Origin of the sequence: Terrirubrum flagellatum, assembly GCF_022059845.1 — a bacterium.
Classification (GTDB): Bacteria; Pseudomonadota; Alphaproteobacteria; order Rhizobiales; family Beijerinckiaceae; genus Terrirubrum; species Terrirubrum flagellatum.
The window spans coordinates 142,882-168,756 of record NZ_CP091853.1 but is presented as its reverse complement, the minus strand read 5'-3'; the positions used below and the strand labels follow the sequence as shown (position 1 = coordinate 168,756).

Here is a 25,875-nt window from a genome sequence, read left to right as displayed (position 1 = left end):
AATTCGGGAGCCCGATAAGCCGGTTCATCGGCTGAGTGCTCGAAGTTTCCATCTGCGATGAACAATTCTGAGCTGCCGTCGAGCGATCGGCGTTGATCGCCGTCAAGTCAAAGCCATTGCGGATCAGGCAAGCAGCGACGCTACGACGCCGTCATCGCGATCGGCCGCCGCCAATCGTCTGAGAAGATCGGGCTTGCGGATTTCGATTTCGCGCGCGGTCCTGAGCGCCACGATTCCCGCTTGTTTGAGGTTCGCCAATACTCGACTGATCGTTTCAATGGTGAGGCCGAGATAGTCCGCTATATCGCGACGGCTCATCGCCAACAGACACTGGATCACACCGTTGCGATGTTCGCCGAATCGCTCAGCGGCGTCGACGAGGAACCAGGCGAACCGCTCCACAGCTGAGGAGCGTCCGATCATCGTCATGTGATCTGTGGTTCGTGCAAGAGCTTCGGCGGCGCCTTTGAAGAGGGCCATCGCCAGGCGCGCATCGGACAAGCCCGCTGCGCCAACGCCGCCGCGGCCGTAGATGGCGAGCTTGCCGACCTTGACGGCTTCGACGGTAATTTCGTGGGTCGCGCCGGGAGCGAGGCCGAACATGTCGCCGGGGCCATAGAAGGCGAGGACTTGACGCCGACCGTCGCGAGTGAATTTGACGGAACGGAAGAGGCCATCAATGACCTGATAGTAATTCTTCGCGAGTTCGCCTTCGCCGATCACTTCCTGATCGGCCTGATAGGTCGCGATCGTAGCACCCGAGCGGCATTTCGGCTGACGTTGCGGATCGGGCCCACGCTCGCGGGCTCCGTCGAGAGGGGGAGCCATCCGGATAGCGGCCGGCGGGGCGAAGCGGGGCTGGCTTGCGGCGACATACGTGAGCATTTGACTCTCCGCTGACGTTCGAGGCGGTTGGCGATGCGCCAAAGGGAACAGGCGCCGGCGTCAGCGGCTTGCCGCCTTGGTAATCAATTGTAATAGAGTGTGACAGAAGCGATCGAGGCCCGATTTGACGGGCCTCGCCCGAGGGTTCCATTTCGAACGCCATGACGCCCGTGCGAATTCTCGTAGTCGATGACGACCCCGAAGTGCGGACGCTGCTACAGCGGTGTTTTGAGCTTGAAGGCTACGAAGTGCTTGAAGCCGCCGACGGCGTGACGATGCGGAGAATTATCGATCAGGGGCCGGTTGCGCTCATCACCCTGGATTTGAAGCTCGGCGGCGAGGATGGCTTGTCGCTTGCTCGCGAAGTGCGCGCGACGCGGACCATCCCGATCATTATGATCACCGGAAAAGACGATCCGGTGGATCGCGTGGTCGGACTGGAGGTAGGCGCGGACGACTACATCGCCAAACCCTTTCATCTGCGTGAGGTGCTGGCGCGAGTCCGCGCCGTCTTGCGCCGCTCACCCCAGAGCGGACCGCCGCTGAATCCGGCTGAAGCCGTCGTTGCGGAGCGTGGTTTCGGATTTGATGGTTTCATTTTGGTTCCGTCTCGCCGCGAACTCAAGAATCCGGCTGGCCAAGTCATCCCCTTGACGACCGCCGAGTTCAACATGCTGATCATGTTCCTTGAACGTCCGGGACGAGTACTGTCCCGCGACAGCATGATGGACATTTTGAAGGGGCATGACTGGTCGCCGCTGGACCGTTCGATCGACACGCTCGTGGGGCGGGTGCGCAAGAAAATCGAAGCAAATGTCGAAGAGCCGCGCTTCATCAAGACGGTGCGTGGCGTTGGTTACGCCTTTGCGGCGCAGGTCAGCTCCCTCTAGCAATCTTAAAGTCTCAGCGCTCGCGAAGCGCCTTCCGCACTGCTCGCGCCAGGTCGGTCTGCGTGTAAGGTTTTCGCAGCAACGCGCCCGCGAACGCCGTCTCCGCGCCGGCCGACGCGATCTCGGGCGCAAAGCCCGACGTCAAAAGGACGCGAATTTCGGGGCGGTTCTTGTGTACCCACCCTGCAACGTCGAAACCGGACATGCCAGCGGGCATCACCACGTCCGAGAACACCAGATCGACTTTCGCTGCCTCCAGTAGAGAGATGGCGTCCGGCCCATTTTCGGCGACGAGCGTCTCATAGCCGAGAATCTCGAGCCGCCTGATCGTCAGCTCGCGCACCTGCGGATTGTCCTCGACGACAAGGATGCGCTCCGCTTCCGGCGGCGTGCTCTCCGCGATATTCGCGGACGGCGCTCGCGCCTCGATCTCGCCCGTCGCGCGCGGAAGGTAGAGATTCGCGGTCGTGCCTTTGCCGACCTCGCTGTAGATGCGGGCGTCGCCGCCGGACTGCTTGACGAATCCGTAAATGGTGCTGAGCCCGAGGCCAGTGCCGCGACCTGTTTCCTTTGTGGTGAAGAACGGTTCGAAGGCGCGGGCGACCACCTCGGGCGACATGCCTGAGCCCGTGTCGGACACTGCGAGCTTGACGTAATCTCCGACCGGCAGTCCGCCGAAATCAGCAATGTCGACGTCGTCGAGCCTGACATTGTTCGTCTCTATCAGGATGCGTCCGCCGTCCGGCATGGCGTCGCGACCATTGATGCAGAGATTGAGGATCGCGTTCTCAATCTCGCTTGGGTCGACTTTCACATTCCAGAGATCCGGCGCCAGATTGGCATCGACGCGAACTGTCTCGCCCAGCGAACGGCGAAGCAGTTCTAGCATGCCAAGCGCGACCTCGTTCAGATCAAGAACTGAGGGTTGGAGCTTGCGCCGGCGGCTGAATGTGAGCAGCCGCTCCGTCAGTCTCGCGCCCATGCGCGCCGCCTCATCAGCGCGTCGCACCAGGTCGCGCGCCCTCTCATCATCGAGTCGCATGTCGAGCAGCTCGAGATTACCTGAGATGACTGTGAGGAGATTGTTGAAGTCATGCGCGACGCCGCCCGTAAGTTGACCGATCGCGTCCATCTTCTGCGCCTCGGCGAGACGGAGCTGCGAATCGCGGATTGCTTTCTCCGCTGCGTCGCGCGCGGTCAGATCGGTGATGATGCCGGTGAAATAACGCCGCCCATTGTCTTCGAATTCGCTGACCGCAAGATGCATGGCGAAGGTCGACGCGTCCTTGCGCTGGCCAGTCACTTCACGACCTATGCCGATGATCTTTTTGCGCCCGGTGTCGACATAATTCTTGATGTACTGATCGTGATCGACCGCATAGCGCTCCGGCATCAACATGCGCACGTTGCGGCCGATCATCTCCTCCAGACTGTAGCCAAAGAGACTGATCGTGGCCTTGTTCGCCGCCTGGATGCGGCCGGCGTTGTCGATTGTCAGTATGGCGCTCACCGCCGAATCGACCATGGTTTCCAAACGACGCGAGCGGTCTTCGAGATGGCTGCGAGCCTGGGCAAGCTCCTTCCTCTGCTCTGTGACGTCGATTGCGGCTCCTACGAGTCGCGCGACATGACCGTCCGCGCCTTCGATCGCCTTGCCACGAAAAAGCGTCCACCGCGCCGCGTGACCCGGCCGAGGCGCGCAATGGATGAAACCGAAACTCCGCTCCCCCCTGGCGACGCCGCCAAGCGTCTTCGCCAGCGCCTCACGCTCTTCCGCGCCGAGAAGCGCAAGCAAGGCGCCGACGTCATACGGAGGCTCCGCGCCGTCGAACAGCGCGGAAGCGTCACCGCTCCACACCGCCGAGCCTCCGCCGAATTCGAATTCAAAGGTCGCGACGCCGCCCGTTCGGAGAGCTGTTTCGCCGCCATCGGGAGAACGGGACATCTGCGTCAGGCCGGACCGGTTTCGCGCGGGGAAAACTTCGCGCCCCTGAAGCGCTTCCGGACATTATGAAGCCGAGCGTTCGCGCGCAAGAGTCCGGCGGCGACGGCGCGAAGCAGTTGCCGGCGTCGACTGCGTCAGACGGCCTCGACCTTCGCCACCTTGAAGGTGCGCAGGTCTCCGTCGGGGCTTCGGATCGAGAGATATTCCCCCGGCGTCAGGCGATGGTCCCCGAGACGAAAACCGGCTTCATCATCTGCAAGCGTGCTGGCGTCATAATCGAAAGTCCAGGTTGCGCCGTTTACGCCGCCCGGCCGATGCGCCAACCGGCCATGGCGCAATTCCTCGCCGCCCCAGAACCGCGTGACGCCGCACGCCGCCGGATTGTCGCGCCACTGCGTCGCATCGATCCGCCCTTCATCCGTCAAGGGCGCGACCAGAATGTATCCATGCGCGTCAGATCCATCTGGATGGTCTTTCGTACGCGCGAGATGAAGCGTGATCTTGCGCAGGGGCGAATGCGATCTGGGCATGGACAACTCCCTCAATCAAGTAAAGCTCGTATGCCGCCGCAAAGGTTTGACGCAGATCAGATCGGAACCGTCGCCGCCCTTCCGCAGCGTTGGCGTCGCGCTCGTCGAGACATTTGTGGCGTCAAAACAGTGGGGCTTGACCTAAATCAAGGCCGCATTGGCGAAGCAGGGCATGCATGAAGCGCGATGGCGCGCCCGCGGCAGCCGAGGTTTTTTATGCAGCAATCACTGACGTCGCAAAAAACGATGACGGAAGGGGAGGCCGCGGTCGGCGCGTTTCTCGCAGGCGTCTTCGTTCTTGCGCTCTTCGCCGCTGCGAAGGCGCAAGACGCGGCCTTCGCCTTCCATGCGTACTTGGCGATGCTCGCAAGCCTTGCGGCGGCTTTTGCGCTGTTCAACCGGCTTGTTGCGCGGCCGGCCGCGCGTCCTCCCCAGGAAATCGAGGGAAAGCCGAACTACAACGACGCCGCCACCAAGTTCGCGACGCTCGCCGCCGTCGGCTGGGGCGTCGCCGGCTTCCTTGTCGGCTGCATCATCGCCTTTCAGCTCTGGGCGCCAGAACTCAATCTCGGGCTCGAATACACGTCATTCGGCAGGCTTCGTCCGCTTCATACTTCGGCTGTGATCTTCGCCTTCGGCGGCAACGTCCTGATCGCGACTTCATTCTATGTCGTGCAGCGCACCTGCCGCACCCGCCTCGCCGGCGAACTCGCTCCCTGGTTCGTCGTGCTCGGATATAATTTCTTCATCGTCATCGCCGGCACGGGTTATTTGCTCGGCGTCACTCAGGGGAAGGAATACGCCGAACCCGAATGGTACGCCGATCTCTGGCTGACCATCGTCTGGGTCGTTTATCTCCTGGTTTTTCTCGCGACGATCTGGAAGCGCAAGGAGCCCCACATCTTTGTCGCGAACTGGTTCTATCTCGCCTTCATCGTCACCATCGCGATGCTTCACATCGTCAACAACCTGGCTCTGCCGGTTTCGTTGACGAGTTCGAAATCTTATTCGGTGTTCGCAGGCGTCCAGGATGCGCTCGTGCAATGGTGGTACGGGCACAACGCCGTGGGGTTCTTCCTCACCGCGGGCTTCCTCGCGATCATGTACTACTTCATCCCGAAGCGGGCGCAACGGCCGGTCTATTCTTACCGCCTGTCGATCATCCACTTCTGGGCCCTCATCTTCATGTACATCTGGGCGGGTCCACACCATTTGCATTACACCGCGCTGCCTGACTGGGCGCAGACGCTCGGCATGACGTTCTCGGTCATGCTCTGGATGCCATCCTGGGGCGGCATGATCAACGGCATGATGACGCTGTCAGGCGGCTGGGACAAATTGCGGACCGATCCTGTGCTCCGTCTGATGATCGTGTCGCTGGCCTTCTACGGCATGTCGACTTTCGAGGGGCCGGTGATGTCGATCAAGGTCGTCAACAGCCTCAGCCACTACACGGATTGGACAATCGGCCATGTGCATTCGGGCGCGCTCGGATGGGTCGCATATGTTTCGTTTGGCGCGATTTATTGCATGGTTCCGTGGCTGTGGAAGCGCGAACGCCTGTACTCGCTCAAGCTCGTCGACTGGCATTTCTGGGTCTCGACGCTCGGGATCGTGCTCTACATCTCGTCGATGTGGGTCGCGGGCGTCATGCAGGGGCTCATGTGGCGCGCCTACAACTCGCTCGGCTTCCTAGAATATTCATTCATCGAAACCGTCGAGGCGATGCGCCCCTACTATCTGATAAGGGCGACCGGCGGCGTGCTATTCCTCATCGGCGCGCTCATCATGGTTTACAACATCGCCATGACGATCGCGGGGCGCGAAGCCTCCGAGACCGAGCGGGACGAACCCGCGTCCGGCGCACGTGAACTTGCGGCCGCGCCGGCGCTCGCCTTGGTCCGACCGTCAGCCTGACGCCGCTCCTCCGAACCGAAAGACGCGCCATGGCGATCTCGAAAACGACTCTCTGGAATCGTCACGAGTTTCTCGAGAAGAACTCGATCCCTCTTCTGATCGGAATCCTCATCGTCGTCGCGATTGGAGGACTGATCGAGATCGCGCCGCTCTTCTACCTCAAGAGCACGATCGAGACAGTCGAGGGGATACGGCCCTATACGCCGCTCGAACTTGCCGGGCGCAACATCTATATCCGCGAAGGCTGCTATCTCTGCCACAGCCAGATGATCCGGCCGATGCGCGACGAGGTCGAGCGCTACGGCCATTTCTCGCTGGCGGCCGAAAGCAAATATGATCACCCGTTCCAGTGGGGGTCGAAGCGGACCGGCCCCGATCTGGCGCGCGTCGGAGGCAAATATTCCGACGAATGGCATCGCGACCATCTTCGCAATCCACGCGCTGTCGCGCCGACCTCGATCATGCCGGCCTATCCATGGCTCGATCGTGAGCTCGACGACAGGACGATTGCAGACGCCATGCGAGCGAACCGCGCCGTGGGCGTGCCCTACACTGACGAGATGATCAGGATGGCGCGCAGCGATCTCATCGATCAGACGAATCCGGATGCGGATGGCGCCGATGCGTTCCAGAAGCGATATCCAAAAGCGGTCATGCGCAATTTCGACGGCGATGCGAGCAAAGTCACCGAAATGGACGCGCTCGTCGCCTATCTCCAGATGCTCGGAACGCTCGTCGACTTCAAGCTCTACGAAGACAAGAAGAATCTGAGGTGACTGACGTGACCTATCATATTCTCGCGGAATTCGCGCAGACAGGCGGTCTCGTCTATTTCGTAGGCCTGTTTCTGGCTGCGATCGTCTATGCGCTCTGGCCACGCAACCGGGCTTCGTTCGAGCGCGCGTCCCGTCTGCCCCTTGGTGAGGATTGACTCATGCTGGACGCTGCGAAACCTGTCGCTCGCATCGACGAAGCCACCGGTCGGCACACCACGGGGCATGAATGGGATGGCATCGAGGAGCTGAACAATCCGCTGCCTCGCTGGTGGCTGTACATTCTCTATGCGACCATCGTCTGGTCGATCGGTTACTGGATCGTCTATCCGGCCTGGCCGCTGGTTTCAGATTACACCCGCGGCGTCTTTGGATTTTCGCAGCGCGCCGCCATCATCGAGGAGATGCAGACCGTGCGATCGCAGCGCGACGCCCAGGCGCAAGGCCTCGCCAAGGCGTCGCTTGAGGAAGTCAGAAACAATCCCGACATGCTGAAGCTCGCGCTCGCCATCGGTAAGGCGGCGTTCGGCGATAACTGCGCTTCGTGCCATGGCGCCGGGGCGACAGGACAGATCGGATACCCGAACCTGCAGGATGACGACTGGCTGTGGGGAGGGACTCTCGCCGACATCGAACGAACGATCCGCTATGGCGTACGCAGCTCCCATTCGGAGACGCGGCTGAGCGAGATGCCAGCGTTCGGCGGCCGCGACGGCCTCCTGAAACGCACGGAGATCGAGACGGTCGCCAATTATGTGTTGTCGCTGTCAGGCAAGGCGTTTGACCCGAAGCTTGATCTCGCGGATGGCGCGAAAATCTACGCCCAGAGTTGCGCCAGCTGCCACGGCGAGAAGGCGAAGGGGAATCGCGAGGTCGGCGCGCCCGATCTGACCGATGCGATCTGGCTGTACGGATCGAAACCCGAGCAAGTGATCGCGACGATCGTCGGCGGTCGAAAGAGCGTGATGCCGGCCTGGGAGGAGCGGCTGGATGCGACGACCATCCGATCGCTGGCGCTCTACATCCATTCCCTCGGCGGCGGCAAATAGAGATCGCGACGGATTCCTGAGAAAAGACGGCGGGCGCGTCAAGTGCGACAAGAACGTTGGCGCGCCGCCTTTGCGCCAGATCAAGTCCGCTGCGCGTCGCCACGATAGTTTGGGTTTGAATTCGAGAGCGCCCGGCAAGCAAATCGCATCATGTCTTCCTCGCAGGCAACGCCGACATCTGGGCTCGATGCGCCGCTCTACGAGGCGCGCAAGAAGGTTCAGCCGGCCGCGGTGCAAGGCCGGCTGCGCTCTATCAAATGGATCGTCCTCGTCGTTACACTCGGCGTCTATTACCTGCTGCCTTTCGTTCGCTGGGACCGCGGGCCGCACGAACCGTCGCAGGCCGTGCTCGTCGAGCTCGCCAAGAGCCGATTCTACTTCTTCTTCATCGAGCTCTGGCCGCAGGACATCTATGTTTTCGCCGGCCTGCTGATCCTTGCGGCGTTCACGCTCTTCCTGATGAACGCGGTCGCCGGCCGCGTCTGGTGCGGTTATCTCTGCCCCCAGACAGTCTGGACAGATCTCTTCCTCGCCGTCGAACGGCTCATCGAGGGGGATCGGCGCGATCGCATCAAACTCGACGCCGCTCCCTGGTCGGCCGAGAAAGTCGTCAGACGGGCGACGAAGCACGTTCTCTGGCTTGCGATAGCCTGGTGGACGGGAGGCGCCTGGGTTCTCTATTTCGCGGACGCGCCCACCCTCATTCTTGATCTCGCGACATTCCAGGCGCCGCTGGCCGCATATGCTTCGATCGGCGTCCTGACCTTCACGACCTATGCCCTTGCGGGCTGGATGCGCGAGCAGGTCTGCACCTTCATGTGCCCTTGGCCGCGCATACAGGGCGCGCTGACGGATAAGCACTCGCTTGCGGTCACCTATCGGTATGATCGAGGCGAACCTCGTGGATCCGCGAAGAAGAACTCGGCCCTGCGGGCGGCAGGCGAGCTCGCGGGCGATTGCGTCGATTGCAATCAGTGCGTCGTCGTCTGCCCGACCGGCGTTGACATTCGCGAAGGGCTGCAGCTCGGCTGCATCCAGTGCGGTCTCTGCATCGACGCCTGCGACAATGTAATGTCGAAGCTGCGCCGGCCGACGGCCTTGATCGGCTATGACACCGACGAGAATTGCCAGCGCCGGAGCGAGGGGCTCGCGCCCCAATATCGCATCGTGCGCGCGCGCACGATTCTTTACGGCCTGCTGGTCCTCGGCGTCGGATTGGGAATTCTGGCGGCCTTGTCCATGCGCAGCTTCACCGGGCTGAGCGCATTGCACGACCGAAATCCGCTTCACGTCCAACTAAGCGACGGATCGATTCGCAACGGTTACACACTGCGGATTCTGAACAAGCGTTCGTACGCCCGCCGGTTCCGGATAAGCGTCGAAGGCCTTTCAGGCGCGCGGCTTGAGATCGTCGGCGTGACAGACGGCGACGCAATCCCTGTCGAGTCGGACGACACCAAAGAATTGCGAGCGCTGCTCTTCTCACCGAGAGGCGCGCGGCCGGAAAAATCACAACCGATCCTGTTCCGCATTGTTGACGTGGCTTCAGGAGAGTCCGCCTCGGCCCACGACTTCTTCAGGGCGCCTTGACCATGATCCTCGCAGACGAACGCCCCCGCCGCCTCACCGGCCGCGCCGTGCTTCTCATACTAACCGGCTTTTTCGGCGTGATCGCCGCGGTCAACGGAGCGCTTATCTATCTCGCGATACACAGCTGGTCGGGCGCGGAAACGAGCAGCGCCTATCGAGCGGGGCAGCTCTTCAACAGCGAGGCTGCGCAGGCGCGCGCGCAAAACGAGCGCGGTTGGTCGCTCATGACCGAAGTGTTGCGCATCGGCCGGGGCGCGAAAATCGTCGTTCGCGTTCAGGATCGCGATGGCGCGCCGCTCTCTCGGCGAAACGTCGTTGCAAGCCTTCACCGGCCGACCGCCCAGCGCGAGGATGTCTCCGCCACACTGCAGGAAGATGCGGATGGCCGCTACGGCGCGAGCTGGCCGGCGGTCGCCAGCGGGCAATGGGACGTCATTGTCGATGTGCTCGATGGCGATGAGCGACAATTCCGTCGCATCTATCGCTTCTTGCTGCCGTGAGCCGGCCGATGTGCTGCTCTGATCTTGCGCTGTCCTATGTTCAGGCTCACGCCTCGTGGCGTGAAGCCAATGCCCGGCCGAGCCTGAAGCGCGATCGCTCGGCCTATGTCGAGACAGACGGCGATGGCGCAAAGCGCGCCAGCCTCGCGGTCGAGGGCGTGCATTGCGCCGGCTGTCTGACTGCTATCGAGAGGGAGCTGAACGCCATGCCCGGCGTCGCTTCAGCGCGGTTGAACTTCACGGACCGGCGTCTGGCGATCGTTTGGCGTGGAGATGCGTCCGCCGTCGACAGCTTCATCCAGCGCCTCGATGAAATGGGATACAGAGCCTATCCCTTCGATCGACGCGTGGTCGATAGCGCCCAAGAAGCGGAAATGAAGCGCCTCGTCCGCGCGCTGGCTGTCGCGGGCTTCGCTTCGATGAACGTCATGCTGCTTGCGGTCTCGGTATGGGCCGGGAATGTTTCGGACATGACGCCAGAGACGCGCGATTTCTTTCACTGGATCGAGGCCGCCATCGCGCTGCCCGCGTCGGCCTATGCGGGTCGCATCTTCTATGAGGGCGCGATCAAGGGGCTGCGCGGCGGTCGAATCACCATGGATTTTCCGATCACGCTCGGCGTCGTGCTGGCGCTGGCGGTCTCGCTGATCGAGACGGCGAGACACGCCGAGCACGCCTATTTCGACAGCGCGATCATGCTGCTGTTCTTTTTGCTTATTGGGCGCGCGTTCGATCAGGCGATGCGCCGCAGGACGAAAGCGTTCGCCGAAAATCTCGCCGCTCTGCGCAGCGAGACCGCAAGCCGGATCTTCGACGACGGATCGATCCGCGACGTGCCTGTGTCAGACGTGAGGCCAGGCGATCGCGTGCTCGTCCGACCCGGCGAGCGGGTCGCGGTGGATGGCTGCGTCGAGGAGGGCGCGTCCGAAATCGATCAGAGTCTGGCGACCGGCGAGACCGCGCCGGCCTCAGCGAGACGAGGCGATCAGATCTACGCCGGCTCTCTCAATGGCGACGGCGCCTTGACGATCCGGGTGTCGGCGGTCGCGGAGGGCACGCTGCTCGACAAGGTCGAGAAACTGGTTAGCGGCGCGCTTGAGGGCAGATCGCGCTTCACTCAGCTCGCTGATCGGGCGGCGCGCTATTATGCGCCGCTCGTTCATATTGTCGCAGCGGCGACCCTTGTGGGCTGGCTTTTTGTTGGCGGCGGATGGCATACGGCGTTGCTGAACGCTGTCGCGGTCCTGATTGTGACTTGCCCTTGCGCCTTCGGCCTGGCGATTCCAGCGGTTCAGGTGGTCGCGACGGGCGCGCTATTCCGCGAGGGCGTGCTGCTCAACAGCGGCGGGGCGCTCGAACGATTTTCCGGAATCGACACTGTTGTGTTCGACAAGACGGGCACCCTCACGCTGCCTGAGCCTGCGCTCGCGGGCGGTCTGTTCGCGGAGCGGGATCTCGCGCAGGCGGCGCGTCTTGCTTTGTCGAGCCGCCATCCCATGGCGGGCGCCCTTGCAGCCTTTGCAAGGGCGCAGGCGCCAGTCGCTGGCGCGCAGGAAGCGGCTGGCCTTGGCGTGCGCGCGCGGCTGGATAGCGTCGAGGTGAAGCTCGGCTCTCCCTCATTCTGCAACGCGCAAGTCGAAGCTGCGCGCGCGCTGGCGAATGATCCGGAGGCGTCTGCGATCTGCTATCGGCGAGGCGATGAGCCGCCTGCGGTGTTCTTGGTTCGCCAGGCGCTGCGGTCGGACGCGTCGGAGGTTGTGTCTGCGCTGCACCGGCAAGGGCTTCGCGTCGTCATTCTTTCAGGCGACCGCGCCGCAGCCGTCGCTGCGATCGCGCGCCAACTTGGCGTTGACGAATGGAGCGCGGAACTCACGCCCGCGGACAAGATCGCGCGCGTCGAATCCCTGACGCGCGACGGACGAAAGGTCTTGATGGTTGGCGACGGGCTCAATGACGCGCCGGCGCTCGCCGCCGCGACGGCGTCCCTCTCTCCCACATCGGCGGCTCATGTCAGCCAGGCTGCAGCCGACGCGCTGTTCATGGGACGCCGTCTGGCGCCGGTTCTCGCCGTTCTCGCCGAGAGCCGAAAGGCGAGGCGGCTGATGATGCAAAATCTCTGGCTTTCGGGGCTTTACAATCTCGCTGCGATTCCGCTTGCCGCCGTCGGGCTTCTGACTCCGCTGATCGCGGCGCTCGCCATGTCGAGCTCGTCGCTGCTGGTCACGGCGAACGCGCTCAGGGCGCGGGCCGTCCCTTTATCACGCCACGATCGCGGCGCCGACGCCGCGGCGGCGGCGGTGAAAACAAATCCGAAATTCGCCTGAGGCCGCGCGATGGAAGTCCTGATCTTTGTCATTCCCGTTGCGCTCGGTCTTGGGCTGACAGGGCTTTGCGCCTTCCTCTGGGCGCTGCGCGCCGGACAGTATGACGATATGGAGGGCGCGGAACACCGCATGCTGGCCGACGACTGATCGCCGGGCGTAGATTCTGGTCAGGCGGCGGCGATCGTTTCGAGATGAGCAAGATTGACCAGCCGCACGCCGCCCGGCACAACCGCGATGATCTTTCGCTTGGCGAGTTTGGTGAAGGTGCGGCTCACAGTTTCGATCGTCAGTCCGAGAAAATCAGCGATATCCTGCCGGCTCATTGGCAACTCGACTGTAATCGAGGGCTCGCCGAGCTTTGCCCAGCGCTCGCGCATGGAGATCAGGAAGGAGGCGAGCTTCTCTTCGGCGTTGCGCCGGCCAAGCAGCAGCATCTGATCTTGCGCAAGCGTAAGCTCGTGGGTGGCGAATTCATGCAGACGGCGCAACAGCGTCGGGTGGTCATCTACGAAGTTTGAATAAGCGCCGCGGGCGAAGCGGCATGCCGAGACCTCGGTCACGGCGTCGACGGAGAAACCGTAGCGGTCGCGCATCGCCAGGCCGAGGAAATCGCCAGGCAATCCGAAGCCGACGATCTGGCGACGGCCGTCAGGCATGATCTTGTAAAGGCGCGCCACGCCTGACGTCAGGCTGTAGACAGCGTCCGCCGCCTCACCCTGAACGAAAAGCGTTTCCTTCGCCGCAAACGAAACGTGCTGGGACAACGCTTCCAGAGCGCGCAAGCCCCCTGCGTCCAAAGCGGCGCATACGGCGATCGATCGCGTCTGGCATCGTTCACAGAACGGCTCCCGCCCGAGTCCGCCGCAGCGATCGATGAGAGACATAATTGAAGATTCTCCAACGACATCCACAAATATAGGGCGCTGCGGTTCGCTCGATTTGATCGCGATCAATGTCCGGCGGCGGCTGTGCGGCAAATCTTCCGATCGGAAAGCGCTGGCATGGTCGAAGATTTCTATCAGCCGAGATCATTGTCGCCGAACAGGGCGAAGCTCGCCTATCCGCTCATCAACATGTTCCATCCCGACATGACCATGAAGCTGTGGGAACGCTTCGTGCGGCAGGCCACGAAAGAGCCGCGCCATCGAGGCGGCATCGTCGCAATTGAAGATCGACGCCGTTATATCCACGCGGTATTCGCCTACCGGCTTACCGAGGACATGGCCCATGGCTTGCTGCTGCGCCTCACCGATCTTGTGATGGGGAGGCTGCCGGGAGGCGTTCTCCCACGCGCCGTGATCTCCTATGCGGAAGGGCTCGCCACTGACCTCGGAAGCTCCACAATTGCGATTGATGCTTCGGTCGAGGGCATTTCGCTCGATGACTATCGGGAGATCCAAGGTTCCGGCTTCCGGATCGGCGCTGTTGTTCTTCTCCGCACCTCGCCGATGGTTGCAGCCGTTTGAGCTGCATCAATCCGTCCGCGAGGCGAATCCGGCACGAATTGTCGATGAACGAAGATATCCTCGCAAAGTACGAAGCGCGACGGCTCCCGCGTTACACCAGCTATCCAACCGCGCCACATTTCGGCGTGGAAGTGGATTCCAATGTCTATCGGCGATGGCTTGAAGAGCTCCCCGCCGGAATCAGCGGCTCGCTTTACATCCATATTCCATTCTGCAACGAGCTCTGCCTTTATTGCGGCTGCCACACCAATGTGGCGCATCGCTATGAGTCCGTCAGTCAATATCGAGAACTGCTGGCGACGGAGATCTCGAAGGTTGGCCAGCATGTCGGCGATGCGTTGGAGATCCAGAGCCTTCATTGGGGAGGAGGCTCCCCGACCATCCTGCGGCCGGAAGATTTCCTGACTTTAACCGATGCATTGCGGAAAACATTTCGATTCGCGGTTGACGCCGAGACCGCCATCGAGATCGACCCTCGTACTTTTACTCGTGATCGTGCCGAAGCGTTGGGACAAGCGGGGGTGACGCGCGCCAGCATCGGCGTCCAGAGTTTCGCGCCGGCGGTTCAGCGCGCCGTCCGCCGCGTTCAGTCGTTGGCGGACACCCAGCGCGTCGTCGAATGGCTGCGCGCCGCAGGCGTCGCGCGCTTTAATGTTGATCTCATGTATGGTCTTCCGCATCAGACGGTTCGCGACACGACGGAGTCGGCGATCGCGGCGCTCACGCTTGATCCTGACAGAATCGCGCTGTTCGGTTATGCGCATGTGCCATGGATGAAGCGACATCAGGCGCTTCTGCCGGAGGAGTCCCTGCCGGGAGCAGGCGAACGCCGTCGCCAGTTCGAGGAGGCGGCGTCAGTTTTCGTTGGGGCGGGCTATGTGCGGATCGGCTTTGATCATTTCGCGAAGCCGGATGACCCGCTGGCGTCGCGAGGTAGTCGGTTGCGACGGAATTTCCAGGGGTTCACCACCGATGAGGCGCCAGCGCTCATTGGCCTGGGCGCGTCAGCCATATCGAGTCTGCCGCAGGGATATGCTCAGAATGTCTCGTCGGTGGCGGCTTACAGGAAAGCTCTTGCAGCCGGCTGGCTCGCCACAGCCAGGGGCGTCGCGCTCACCGACGAGGATCGGTTGCGCCGCGACGTCATTGAACGACTGATGTGCGATCTCAGCGTCGATCTTGGCGCGGTTTGCGACATGCATGGCGTCGATCTTTCGGTTTTCTCGATCGAGCTTGAGAGCGTAGCCGCGCTGGCGCGTGACGGCGTGGCGTCGCTCTCCGGCGCGCGCATCAGCATCTCCGAGGGGGTGCGGGGGCTCGCGCGGGTCGTCGGCGCAGTGTTTGACGCGCGCCTCACGCAGGCCGGACGGCACGCGCCCGTTGCTTAGTCTTTGCGGGCGCTTGATCTACCTCAAACGCAACTCGCTGCGCGCCACTTAGCCTTGAAGGAATGAGGGGAGGGGAAACGTGACGTCGAACGCGATCGAGTTGAATAAGGAGGCAGGCGTAATCGAGCCGAGGGCCGCCCGGTTCGCACGCCAGCCCGGCCCCACCTCCAATCCCGCGCGAACCTCCGACGACGATCAGCGCGCGAAAGATTCGATCGGAACTTCCGATCGCCGCGAATGGCCTAAGGGTTGGTTCGCCTTCGCTCGGCTTGGCGAATCGAGCGTGAATTAGACGGCAGTTCGCGTCTCGCGCCTACTCTGCGCCGGTTGTCGAGGTTATACGTTACTTCAGGTTGCGGAATCCGCTGTTTGAGTTGATCGACGCGCTCTGAATGGCGGCCGTTGCGATGTCAGGTTGAGGTGCGTCCGAGTTCAAAAGCGGTCGTCAGCCATTTCTTTCGGACAAGGTCGCTGGACGATTCAACCGACCCAATCACCGAGGACAGCACCGGCCGCGCGCCGGCGAATCTGAGAACATTCCGTTCCAGGCTCCTCAGTGAATGCGCGAAAAAGAACCAGCGATAAATCGCCGCCGGCATGCCCATGGTGACCATGACGCGCGCCGATTTGCCCCGGAGCTTGCGCTTCCATCTCCCGGGCCGAGTTCGATGATCGCACCGCCTGCGCTGACCTGCTCAAAGAACGATTTCAACAGAGCTGGCATGTCGCCAAGCCAGAGCGGATAGATGACAACGAGATGGTTGGCCCACGTGATCGTTTCCTGTGCGGCCAGGATGTCAGGTTCGGTTGACGAGGCGCGCCATGTCTCAGCGGCGCGCAACATTGGAATTTGCATATCGGCGATATCGAGACTCTTAATCTCATGGCCGCCGGCGATTGCGCCTTCGGCATACGCGCTTGCGAGCGCGCGGCAGAAGCGTGACGGCGTGGGATCAGGATGTCCGCATATGACGGCGATGCGACGATCATCGATGCGAGGGTCTTTCATACGAACTCGTCGAGCGATCAATGCGTCATGAAGACGGGCAAGGTCATCGTCGCGAGAATGCCAAGCGTCGCGCCTCCGAACAGCGTCTCGCGAAACCGGGAATGTCCATATCCGCCCATGATCAGGATGTCCGCGCCGGAATCGGCGGCGTGGGACAACAGTCGATTGGCGACGCCGATTCCGTTCGCAAGGCGCGTCGACGAGACCTCCAGGCCGTGCCGGGCAAGATGACGCGCAAAATCGAAACCCGGAAGCTCCACACGCGTTTCGCCTTCGCCGACCGTGACGACTTCAATTTTCTTCGCGGACGCAAGGATTGGCATTGCGGCGCCGATCGCGCGAGCTGCGGTCAGCCCGCCATCCCAGGCGACAAGCGCGCGCTCGAGCCGAACCGGCCCTCCCTGCCAGATATAGGGCACGATGAGCGCCGGGCGACCTGATCCGAACAAGGCCGCCTCGATGACTTGCGTTCGCTGGCTTCCTTTCTCGGGAACCTGTTGAGGCAGGACCGCAATATCAAAATGACGCGCAAGGACTGAAAGCTGCATATAGTTGTCAACGGCGGGTCCCGCCAACGTGACCGCGTCACAAGGAACGTTCGCATCGTGCGCGCCCGCGAGAAACCGGGCTTTTGCGGCGGCGCATCTCTCGCGCTCGCTTTCCCGCACGGCGTCGAACAGCTTCACAGGGATCGAGCCATCGATGAGAGACGGCGCCAAGTCTGTTTCGAGCGCCACACCCGTGAGATGTGCGCCGAATGATTGGGAAAGCGCCAAAGCATACGCGACTGCGAAGCTCGCGCTTTCATCGTCGATCCACGTCAGAATATCTTTGATCGGCATTGGCGACGCCTCCTGATGCAGCAAGGTTGAATATCCGGCAGTCGGGCGCGTCGCATTGAACCAGATCAAATCAGCCGAAGCGCTTTCGCGCCAAGTCCTCCATGTCCAGGCGCCGAACTGCGCCCGGAAATAGCAGAAGCGGCGACATCGGCTTTCCGATGGCGCTCGCGGTGATCTGATCCATATCAATTCGAGAGAAGGGCGAAGCGCTAATGTTGTAACCACCATGACGAGATGTTTGATGCGCGTCGGAAGCTTTCTGAGAGCCGTCGGGGTGGGAATATTGGTCGTTCTCGCCGCCTTCTTCGAATATGTGCGCTTCGTCACGATGGATTGAGCGAGCTTTGCGTCAAGCGTTGCCGACAGTGATTGAAACGGCGCGCTCGTGATTGAGGCCCAGGAGGTGATCATGAACTGTCGCGACATCATGTCCACGTTCCTTCTCACTCTCGCTCCGGAGTGCTCTGTGAAGGAGGCGGCTCGCCTGCTGGTGAAAAGCCGAATTAGCGGCGCGCCCGTCATAGATCACGCGGGGAAGCTGCTGGGAATCGTCAGCGAAGGCGATCTGGTGCGGCGCACCGAGATCGGAACGCAAAAACGAGGATCCTGGTGGCTGGAGCTCCTTGCCTCGGATCGATCGCGCGCCGTCGACTTCGTAAAAAGCCATGCCGCGCGCGTCGAAGATATTATGACGCGCGACGTCGTAACGGCGACAGCAGACACCTCGATCGACATTGCTGCGGACTTGCTGGAGAAGCATCGGGTCAAGCGGCTGCCGATCCTGGAAGATGGCGAACTGGTCGGCATTGTCACGCGTGCGGACATTGTTCGGCAGGTGGCGTTTGCGCCGGCGATCGACGTCATGCATGCGGGCGATCGCGAACTGCGGGATGCCGTTTTGAACAAATTCCGCGCGTTGCCGTGGCGACTTTCGAGTCTTGTGAACGCGTCAGCCAGAGACAATACGGTCGATCTCTGGGGAATGGCCGGGAGCGATGACGAGATCAGAGCGATAAAGATTGCAGCGGAGTCGGCGCCCGGCGTCAAACGGGTCGTTAGTCATCTTTTTGTCGAACCACCCGGCGTCGGCATTTAGAACAGTCGATTTCGCCCGCAAGCAGCGACGCGGCGCGAGCGTTGCGCCACACAAAGCCCGAGAGCTGGTTGCTAATTCGGAATAGATGCTGACGACGCGCTGGCGATCTCTGAGAAAGTTGAGCATTGACATCGCGAGGATTGCGCATTCGTGCGGCGCCATCCTGCATCCGTTCAATACGATAAGCCCGTCGTGAATGTCGGCTTACGGGATACGCTGGGAATGGCAGCTTTGTGCGCTAATCGGTGCCTGCAGCCTGTCCTACGGCTCTGACGATCAGCGACGCTGTAGTGGTCGATCATGAAGTTAATAGCTGCATGCCGATATGAGCGGTTTCGCCGAAAGCAACCATTTCGATAATCAAGCTCAATCAGAGTGCCCGCACAGCGATATACGGCCGATTTGCACTCTTGGTTGACAAGGCGACGTCCAGCGCGCACGACCTTGCTCGCCGCCATATTGTGCGATTGCTGTAAACAAAGTGCGCGTCGCGGACGAGCCGAGAGCGGCGCACGGCGTCTGAAATAGCATGTCAAGCGGACTCTCCGGCACATTCGGAGATGCCGCCAGAATATCATCTGCGCCAATCGCTATCGGAAAATCTGGATCGTCGTAGTGTAGCCGGAGTTCTTAGTCCACTCGTCTGCAGCCAAGACGGAGAGCGCTTCCAAGTGCGCGCGCATGATGTGTGGACATTGGCTCAAATAAATCGCGCGCTGGAGCCCAAAGAAAAGTTGGGCTTCTTTTGAGGACGACCCTAACCGCGCGGTCCGGACGGCGCGCCGCGCTGCCGGATCGTGTTCCGCTCAACTATCTCCGCCGCGCGCCCACCTCCGCGGTTTGTCGCGCGCGATAGGCCGCAAGGAAATTCACGGCCGGCAATCCATAACGTTTCCTGAGCGTGCTTGCTTCCCCGCGGCGGTCCGCAAGATCCAGCGCGATGGCGTAGGTGCGCGCCGAATCGCGCGTCCAGAAATGGGCCAAACCGAGCTTGCTTTCATGGATGCGAAGCGCCGAATGAGCGACCGATAGCGCCTCATCGACGCGGCCGAGATGCAAGAGGATGTTCGCGAGATTCTCTTGCCCACGCGCCGGCAGCGAATGCTCTTCGCCGAGCATGTCCCACCACATTCGCAGCGCGTCGCGGACAAGCGCCTCCGCCTCCTCCATGCGGTCGACGTCGCGCAGGAGCCGTCCGAGATTGTTCATGCAGCGCGCCATCTCGTGATGGCGTACGCCGAGCGTGCGTTCGCCGATCGCCAGCGCTTCGCGATAGAAGGTCTCACCCTCGGCATTGCGGCCGGTCTCGTTGAGCAGGATGCCGAGATTATTCCGCCAGGCGAGCGCATAGGGATAATCGACGCCGACATGCTCGTCTGCAATCGTGATCGCTTCGCGGTAAAGCGGCTCCGCGTCAGCGTAGCGCTTGGTGTCGCTCAGCAGCCGCGCCAGATTCGCGAGCCGCATCGCCACATCGAGATGGCGACGCCCGAGCATTTTTTCGCCGCTTTCGATCGTCTGCCGGAAAATCGGCTCGGCCTCGTCATAGCGACCGGTCGTAGTCAGCAGGAGCGCGAGACTGTTCTGTTTGTTGGCGACGTCGGGATGTTCCCGGCCAAACGCCTCCTGCGCGATAGCGATCGCCTCACGAAACAGCGGCTCGGCCTCAGCGTAAGCGCCGCGCACATAGAGATAGCTTGCGGCGCTATGCAGAAGCCGGCTTGCGACTTCGCCCGCCTCAGGTGACCAGCCGGCGAGATCGCGCAGCGCCAGCGCGTGCCGCAACAGCATCGCGCATTTCGGCCAGGTCTTGGGGTCGTTGATTGCGGATGTCGGAAATTCGTCGGCGAGCAAACCCGTCGCTTGCGCGATCATGTCGGCTGCTCGTCCCCGTTCGGTGAGCCGGAAGCGCATCGCCGCCTGCACCAGCGGATGCAGGGACACGATCGGATCCTCGCCCGACGAATCATGTTCGACGAGCGACACCACATAGAGCGCCGCCAGCGCTTCCTCGCGTTCATATTCGGGAATGATCGCATCTGTAGCGAGGCTCAGCGGAATGCCTTCCGGCGAGAGATAGGCGAAGAAGCCGAGCAGAGCCTCCGCAAATTCATGCTGCGCGTTCGCCGTTTCAACCGCGAGCCCGAAGGTCGCCGCGACGCTTGCGGGGTAGGCGACGCCTTTCGGCGCGCGAGCGATGCGCGCGTCAATACGCTCGAGATAGGGGTCGAATCCTGATCTGGTGAGTTTGCAATAGGCGCCGGCGTGATCAAGCGCCAGCGGCAGCCGGCCAAGGGCAGCCGCCAGTCGCTTCGCGCCCTGCGCATCGACGCACGCTGCCCGCTTCTGCAGGAACTCGACCGCCACATCCTCGTCGAAGGCGTCGAGCTTGAGTTCGGCGGCGCGGCCGCTCCAATCCGCCCAGCGCGAGGTGATGATGACGTGCGCGCCGATCGAGGGGATTAAACCCTGTACGGTTTCCGGCGAGTCCACATTGTCATAGATCAGCAGGAAGGGCTTCGAGAGGCGTGACAGTTGCGTGAGGCCTGCGACGGCGGCCTTTTCGTGATCGGGCTCGGACGCAAGTTTCGGATCGAACTCGCCCGCAAAGGAGGCGAGACTCTCCACCAGCAGCGTGCGCTGCGCCGCGTTCGCCCAGCAGACTCCGGCGTAATCGTCTGAGAAACGATGCGCATATTCGGCGGCGAGCGCGGTCTTGCCGATGCCGCCGAGGCCATGGATAGCGGTCGGCTGCAGCGAATCTTGCAGAAACGCTCGCAGCGTTTCGAGCCCCGCGGAGCGTCCCGTGAAGTTGAGATCGCGCGGCGGCACATTCTCGAAGAATCTCGCCGTGAGCGGCGGCGCGCCGGCGATGGCCTCAGGAGAAGGCGCCTGGGCCCTGATTTGCGCGATCAGAGCTTGTGTTTCGGCGTCAGGCGCGACGCCGAGTTCGCGTTGGAGCTGTTTTATGAAATGATCCGCCTGCGTCGCCGCGGCGTCGGCGCCATAATGCTTCGCCAAGGCCTGCAGAAGCAGGCGCTGGCCACGCTCGTCGAAGGGATCAGCGTTTGCAACCCGCGTCGCGGCGGCGACAGCCCGCGCCGGATCCGCTGCGGGGTCGTCAAGGTAGCGTTCCACAACAGCGCGATAAGCTATCTTCAGGCGCGCTCGCTCCTGCTCCGCCCATTCCTCGAATCCTTCGGCGCCACAGGAAAAGCCTTCGAGAAAATCCCCGCCATAAAGGTCGATCGCAGTTTCCGTCCGCGCAATCGATGTCGCCGACGTCGCGCGCTCGAATTCGCGCACATCGATGTGGAGGAGGGGCAGACCGATGCGGATAAACTCCCGATCGGCGATGATGAAGTCCGGCCCCAGAATGGCCAGCTCACGGCGCAGGCGCGAGACGATCTGCCTTAGATTCTGCCGGGCATAGCGATCATCGGTGTCACCCCACAACAGGGTCGACAATTGCTCGCGGCTCGCCGTAAAGTCAGGCTGCAGCGCGAGATAGGCGATCAGCGCGCGCTGACGCGGCGCGCTTACCAAAAGCTCCACGTCCAACCCGGAGACGAGCAGAAACCGGCCGAGAAGGCGAAGCTGCGTCGGCTCAGAAGCCTGCGCGTCGACCATGGTTCGTCCTGCGATACCTAAAGCTTAAATCAAATCCAGGGGAGATTGTGGGCTTCCGCCCGTGGTGGCAAGCGTCAGCGCGTCACGGGGGCGTCGCCGCCGCTACTTTCCGCAAACATGGTTTCCGGAGGGGCGAGCCCTCACGCATCCTCGGTGCGGGGCTGCAATTCGTCCTGCAAATTAAAACGCGCCCGCAAAGTTCCAGCCTCGCCGATTCGGCCCAAGGCGTGGAAAATCCAGGCGCATGTGCGTGCGGAATCCACCGTCCAGAAATGAGCCACGCCAAGAACATCTTCTTGGGTCGCGAGCGCCTGTTCGGCAAGCGGCAGCGCTTCCTCGGATCGACCGAGAGCGTGCAGAATAAAAGCGAGATTGTGCTGACCCCGCGCCAGATAGGCGTCCTTCGCGTGAAGCAACTCCGTCCAGATCGCAACAGCTTCGCGAACCAGAGGCTCAGCCTCCTCATAGCGTTCCATGCGTCGCAGCGTTGCGCCGAGATTATTCATTGCGCGCGCGACTTCATGATGTTCGCGGCCGAGCTTTTTCTCTGCGATTCTCAAAGCGTCGCGATAGACTGATTCAGCCTCCGCAAGCCGGCCGCAATCGACGAGAAGAAGTCCGAAAGCGTTGCGCCAGGCGACGTCATGCGGCGTCTTGCTGTCTTCCCTGCGATCCGCGACAGCTATGATTTCCCGGAAGATCGCCTCTCCCTCCACATAACGTTTTGTGTGGTTGAGCAACTCCGCGAGAAGGCAGAGTCTGTCGGCGACATCGATATGATCGCGACCAAGCGCCTTTTCGCCTTCTGCGATCGCGAGGCGGAACAGCGCCTCCGCCTCATCGATACGGCCTGTAAAGAACAGCATGCGACCGAAATCGAAGCGCTCCTGCACGAGAACGGGATGATCAGGCGCGAATGCCGTCTCGCCGATTGTAATCGCCTCGCGAAGGAGCGTTTCGGCGTCGCGAAACGCTGTGCGGATATACAGATAGGCGCCGGCGCCATGGAGCAGTCGGCTTGCCGCCGCGCTCGCGCCAGCGCTCCAACGGTCGAATTCGCGCAATGCCAGCACATGCTTCAGCAGCGCGCCGCAAACGGGCCACGTCTTGGGGTCAGTAATTGCGGACGCCGGAAACGCTTGCGCAAGGCTCGTCGTGATTTGCGCGAGCGTCGCGGTGACCTCATTTCGCTCAGCGAGACGATTGCGCATTGCGACCTGCACCAGCGGATGGATGGCGGCGGTGATCTCATCTCGATCCGACGCGGAGCAGTCGATCAATGAAACCGCGGAGAGCGCCGCGATCGCTCCATCGCGATCGCGCTTATCCAGGGAAGTTCCAGCCACAACCGAAATCGGAATCCCGTCGGACGCCAGGTAGGCCATCGAGGCGAGAAGCGCCTCAGCTTGCGGATGCTGTCGCGCCGCTGCATCGATCGCGAGACCGAACGTCGCCGCGGTGCTTGTCGGACGCGCGACCCCTTTCGGCGCGCGCGCGACGCGCAGGTCGATCTGACGTAAATAGGCGGCGAAACTCGAGGCCGTCAGCCGGCAATAGGCGCCGGCATGGTCGAGCGCGAGCGGAAGATGGCCAAGAGCGCGGGAGAGCTCTTTCGCGCCTTGGCTGTCGCTGCGCCCGGCGCGCTTTTGCAGAAATTCGACCGCGGCGTCTTCGTCAAGCGCATCGAGACGCACTGGCGCGGCGTAGCCAGCCCAATCGGCCCAGCGCGAGGTGATAATCACGCGCGCGCCGGAAGACGGAAGGAGACCGGCAATCGTTTCCGGCGACTCGACATCGTCGTAGATCAGCAGGAAGGGTTTGCCGAAGTGCGAGAGCTGTTCGAGCCCGAGCGCAGCGGCGCGCTCTTCGTCGCGCACCGCCGAGAAGCGCGGGTCGATCCGTGTCGCCAGCGTCGCAAGGCCTCCCACCAGCGATGTGCGCCGCGCCGCATTGATCCAGCAGACGCCGCCATAGGCGTCAGCATATTTGCGGACATATTCGGCGGCGAGCGAGCTCTTGCCCATTCCGCCGAGACCATGAATCGCGACGGGTCGGTCGGCGGCCGCATCGGCTGAATTCAGAAGCGAATGGAGCGCTTCGAGGGATATTTCGCGGCCAGTGAAGTTGAGATCGCGCGGCGGCACATTCTCGAAGAAATTCGCTGCAGGCGACGGCGCAATCGCGCGATAGATCATTCTGAGGCGGCTGCGCTTTTGCTCCGCCCATTCGTCAAACCCCTGGGCGCCGCACGAAAAGCCTTCAAGGAAATCGCCGCGATAAAGAGCGGTCGCCGTATCCGCCGTCATGGAGATCGAGGCCGCACGTTCGAACGCGCGCACATCGACATGGAGGTTGAGCGCGCCGATGCGGACAAGCTCTCGGTCGGCGATGATGAAGTCTGGAGCCACCACCTTCAGTTCGCGGCGCAGACGGGAGATGATCTGCCTCAGATTCTGCCGGGCGTAACGTTCGTCTGTGTCGTCCCACAAGAGTGTTGCAAGCTGCTCGCGATTTGCAGCGAAATCAGGTTGAAGGGCGAGGAAGGCGATGAGCGCCCGCTGCCGCGGCGCGCTGATCGGCGCTTCGGCGCCTGAGCCGGAGAGAAGCGAAAACCGGCCGAGAAGGCGAAGTTGCGTCGGCTCAGGAGCTTGCGCGTCGGCCATATTGCATTCCGCTGAGTCTCGATCTTGACGCGCGGTTATAGCCGAAGATTCGGGCTCGCGCCGAGCATGCGATTGAAACCCGAGGGCGCGATCTTCGGCCCCACGGCGTCCTCTATCTGGTGTTGATGGCTTGGTTTTCGATTTGAGCGAACGACGTTCAAGGCGCCTTCGCCAGCGGCTCGAATTTCACCTTGCATCGCGCCCCCGCAGGCGTGCGCCGGTCGGCGTTCTTCATCGAGAGCCTGACGCCGAAAGTGCCGCTGCGGGCGTCGAACACGGGATCGACCACCGAGACCACGGCCTCGCGATCGACCGCCTTCGGCAGTTCCGGCCGGACTGTCGCCTTGTCGCCGATCGCGATCGACCCATAGAGCGCGACCGGCACATAGACCTCGACGAAGAGCGGATCGAGCTGGGCCACCGTCATGATCGGCGCCTGCTCGTAGGCGTATTCGCCGCGGCCAAGCTGTCGCTCGACGACGACGCCCTCGATCGGGCTGACGATCGTTCGCTGCTTCAGCAGCTCGACGGCGCGGGCATGCTCCAGCTTCGCGATCTTCTGGTTCGACTCCGCCTCCTGCAGCTCGTTGGCGGCGAAGCGCATGTCCGTCTCCGCTTCGTCGCGTGTCGCTTCCGTGCCGGCGCCGCGCTTGAAGAGATCGGACTGACGGGCCGACTTGCGGCGCAGGAATTCAAGCCGCGTCCGTTTCCCATCGACGGTCGCCTCGCTGGCGGCGCGGGCGGCGGCTAACTCCACATTCGCCTCCTCGATCGCCGATTCGAGCCGCGCCACCGGCTGGCCGATCTTCACCGCATCGCCCCGATCCGCCTCGACCGAGCGCAGCACGCCGGCGACCGGCGTTGCGAGCTTCAGCTTCATGCTGGGTTCGAGGACGCAGTCGTAGGACGGGGAGGGCGATTGGGCGAGGGCGGGAAGAGCCAGCCCCCAAAGCCCCAAAGCAACGAGCGCGAGGCGAATTTTGTGGAGAAATTCACGTTCGAGCACAGCGATGAATCCGAAATTCGAGGCGGGAAATGCCGGCGATCCTAGTTGAAGGCGGTTGCGCCAGCCAATGGCCTGCAGCTTCGCCACGCGGTCCGTGACGCGAGGATCACGGTCGCGTCACGCGCCGTCTGGTAGCCTCGCGGCCATCAGAAAAGAGAGCTTGAGTAGAGTATCGCAGAAGCTGACATCATTTTCTTCGCTTGGCTATACTTCTGAAATGGTCAGGTAAACAGATGATAAATCTGAGAATACTGTGAGAGCTTTTGTGAAGGGCGTGCAAGAGAAGTCACCACAACAATAAGAGATTTGGAGGCGTAACGGCGACGCCCGAAGGGGCGGACCTGAGCGGGGCAGGCTGGTCGCGATGCGGCC

General features: G+C 62.1%; 22 protein-coding genes. 12 read left to right on the top strand and 10 right to left on the bottom strand.

Translation table 11 applies throughout. The features are described 5' to 3' along the window. Positions 1–123 precede the first annotated feature (123 nt). Complete coding sequence (locus tag L8F45_RS29290) at positions 124–885, bottom strand: helix-turn-helix domain-containing protein (RefSeq protein WP_342364000.1); 762 nt, start codon at positions 883–885, stop codon at positions 124–126. A 161-nt stretch (positions 886–1,046) separates the two neighbouring features. Between L8F45_RS29290 and L8F45_RS29285 the strand changes: the two genes are divergently transcribed. Then, positions 1,047–1,775, top strand: a complete 729-nt coding sequence (locus L8F45_RS29285; protein WP_342363999.1) for a response regulator — start codon at positions 1,047–1,049, stop codon at positions 1,773–1,775. 13 nt (positions 1,776–1,788) lie between these two features. On the opposite strand, the gene L8F45_RS29280 is transcribed toward L8F45_RS29285, so the two are convergent. Both L8F45_RS29280 and L8F45_RS29275 read right to left on the bottom strand, forming a co-directional pair. Next, positions 1,789–3,720 carry a hybrid sensor histidine kinase/response regulator gene (locus L8F45_RS29280; RefSeq protein WP_342363998.1) on the bottom strand — a complete coding sequence of 644 codons (1,932 nt, stop codon included), beginning with the start codon at positions 3,718–3,720 and terminating at the stop codon, positions 1,789–1,791. Positions 3,721–3,854: 134 nt separating this feature from the next. Further along, entirely contained in the window at positions 3,855–4,250 is a 396-nt protein-coding gene (locus L8F45_RS29275; protein ID WP_342363997.1) for a hypothetical protein, read from the bottom strand. A gap of 246 nt (positions 4,251–4,496) precedes the next feature. Between L8F45_RS29275 and ccoN the strand changes: the two genes are divergently transcribed. The 8 genes from ccoN to ccoS all read left to right on the top strand — a co-directional run bounded on the left by ccoN (position 4,497) and on the right by ccoS (position 12,550). After that, positions 4,497–6,167 (top strand): cytochrome-c oxidase, cbb3-type subunit I, encoded by a 1,671-nt coding sequence (ccoN, locus tag L8F45_RS29270; RefSeq protein ID WP_425330065.1) that lies wholly within the window; start codon positions 4,497–4,499, stop codon positions 6,165–6,167. A gap of 29 nt (positions 6,168–6,196) precedes the next feature. Next, positions 6,197–6,943, top strand: coding sequence for a cytochrome-c oxidase, cbb3-type subunit II (gene ccoO, locus L8F45_RS29265; protein ID WP_342363995.1), 747 nt, complete (start codon positions 6,197–6,199; stop codon positions 6,941–6,943). Next, on the top strand, positions 6,940–7,098 hold the full coding sequence (locus tag L8F45_RS29260) for a cbb3-type cytochrome c oxidase subunit 3 (protein ID WP_425330064.1): 159 nt from the start codon (positions 6,940–6,942) through the stop codon (positions 7,096–7,098). Before ccoO ends, L8F45_RS29260 begins: the two co-directional genes overlap by 4 nt. A 3-nt stretch (positions 7,099–7,101) precedes the next feature. Beyond that, complete coding sequence (gene ccoP / locus L8F45_RS29255) at positions 7,102–7,989, top strand: cytochrome-c oxidase, cbb3-type subunit III (protein WP_342363994.1); 888 nt, start codon at positions 7,102–7,104, stop codon at positions 7,987–7,989. Between the two features lie 150 nt (positions 7,990–8,139). Then, complete coding sequence (gene ccoG, locus L8F45_RS29250; RefSeq protein WP_342363993.1) at positions 8,140–9,579, top strand: cytochrome c oxidase accessory protein CcoG; 1,440 nt, start codon at positions 8,140–8,142, stop codon at positions 9,577–9,579. 2 nt (positions 9,580–9,581) lie between these two features. Beyond that, positions 9,582–10,079 (top strand): FixH family protein, encoded by a 498-nt coding sequence (locus L8F45_RS29245; protein WP_342363992.1) that lies wholly within the window; start codon positions 9,582–9,584, stop codon positions 10,077–10,079. Between the two features lie 8 nt (positions 10,080–10,087). Beyond that, a complete protein-coding gene (locus L8F45_RS29240; protein ID WP_342363991.1) occupies positions 10,088–12,403 on the top strand; it encodes a heavy metal translocating P-type ATPase in 2,316 nt (771 codons plus the stop codon). A 9-nt stretch (positions 12,404–12,412) separates the two neighbouring features. Further along, on the top strand, positions 12,413–12,550 hold the full coding sequence (gene ccoS, locus L8F45_RS29235) for a cbb3-type cytochrome oxidase assembly protein CcoS (RefSeq protein WP_342363990.1): 138 nt from the start codon (positions 12,413–12,415) through the stop codon (positions 12,548–12,550). Positions 12,551–12,570: 20 nt separating this feature from the next. Here ccoS and L8F45_RS29230 read toward each other — a convergent pair whose 3' ends face one another. After that, positions 12,571–13,167: a helix-turn-helix domain-containing protein gene (locus L8F45_RS29230; protein WP_342363989.1), complete on the bottom strand. Its 597-nt coding sequence runs from the start codon at positions 13,165–13,167 to the stop codon at positions 12,571–12,573. Positions 13,168–13,476: 309 nt separating this feature from the next. On the opposite strand from L8F45_RS29230, the gene L8F45_RS29225 reads away from it, so the two are divergent. Together L8F45_RS29225 and hemN are read left to right on the top strand one after the other, a co-directional pair. Then, positions 13,477–13,869 (top strand): hypothetical protein, encoded by a 393-nt coding sequence (locus L8F45_RS29225; RefSeq protein WP_342363988.1) that lies wholly within the window; start codon positions 13,477–13,479, stop codon positions 13,867–13,869. A gap of 44 nt (positions 13,870–13,913) precedes the next feature. Beyond that, a complete protein-coding gene (gene hemN / locus L8F45_RS29220; protein ID WP_342363987.1) occupies positions 13,914–15,257 on the top strand; it encodes an oxygen-independent coproporphyrinogen III oxidase in 1,344 nt (447 codons plus the stop codon). Positions 15,258–15,667: 410 nt separating this feature from the next. On the opposite strand, the gene L8F45_RS29215 is transcribed toward hemN, so the two are convergent. The 3 genes from L8F45_RS29215 to L8F45_RS29205 are packed head-to-tail and all read right to left on the bottom strand — an operon-like array spanning position 15,668 to position 17,108. Then, positions 15,668–15,871 (bottom strand): hypothetical protein, encoded by a 204-nt coding sequence (locus L8F45_RS29215; protein ID WP_342364212.1) that lies wholly within the window; start codon positions 15,869–15,871, stop codon positions 15,668–15,670. Further along, positions 15,811–16,266, bottom strand: a complete 456-nt coding sequence (locus L8F45_RS29210; protein ID WP_342363986.1) for an NAD(P)H-dependent oxidoreductase — start codon at positions 16,264–16,266, stop codon at positions 15,811–15,813. The genes L8F45_RS29215 and L8F45_RS29210 overlap by 61 nt, the downstream gene beginning before the upstream one ends. 17 nt (positions 16,267–16,283) lie before the next feature. After that, positions 16,284–17,108: a universal stress protein gene (locus L8F45_RS29205; protein WP_342363985.1), complete on the bottom strand. Its 825-nt coding sequence runs from the start codon at positions 17,106–17,108 to the stop codon at positions 16,284–16,286. Positions 17,109–17,517: 409 nt separating this feature from the next. On the opposite strand from L8F45_RS29205, the gene L8F45_RS29200 reads away from it, so the two are divergent. Then, positions 17,518–18,204, top strand: coding sequence for a CBS domain-containing protein (locus L8F45_RS29200; RefSeq protein WP_342363984.1), 687 nt, complete (start codon positions 17,518–17,520; stop codon positions 18,202–18,204). 810 nt (positions 18,205–19,014) lie between these two features. Here the strand turns inward: L8F45_RS29200 and L8F45_RS29195 are convergent. From L8F45_RS29195 to L8F45_RS29185, 3 genes are all read right to left on the bottom strand, one after another. Next, positions 19,015–21,834, bottom strand: a complete 2,820-nt coding sequence (locus L8F45_RS29195; RefSeq protein ID WP_342363983.1) for an AfsR/SARP family transcriptional regulator — start codon at positions 21,832–21,834, stop codon at positions 19,015–19,017. Positions 21,835–21,974: 140 nt separating this feature from the next. Beyond that, complete coding sequence (locus L8F45_RS29190) at positions 21,975–24,497, bottom strand: tetratricopeptide repeat protein (protein WP_342363982.1); 2,523 nt, start codon at positions 24,495–24,497, stop codon at positions 21,975–21,977. Positions 24,498–24,654: 157 nt separating this feature from the next. Further along, complete coding sequence (locus L8F45_RS29185; RefSeq protein ID WP_342363981.1) at positions 24,655–25,590, bottom strand: efflux RND transporter periplasmic adaptor subunit; 936 nt, start codon at positions 25,588–25,590, stop codon at positions 24,655–24,657. Positions 25,591–25,875: the final 285 nt, after the last annotated feature.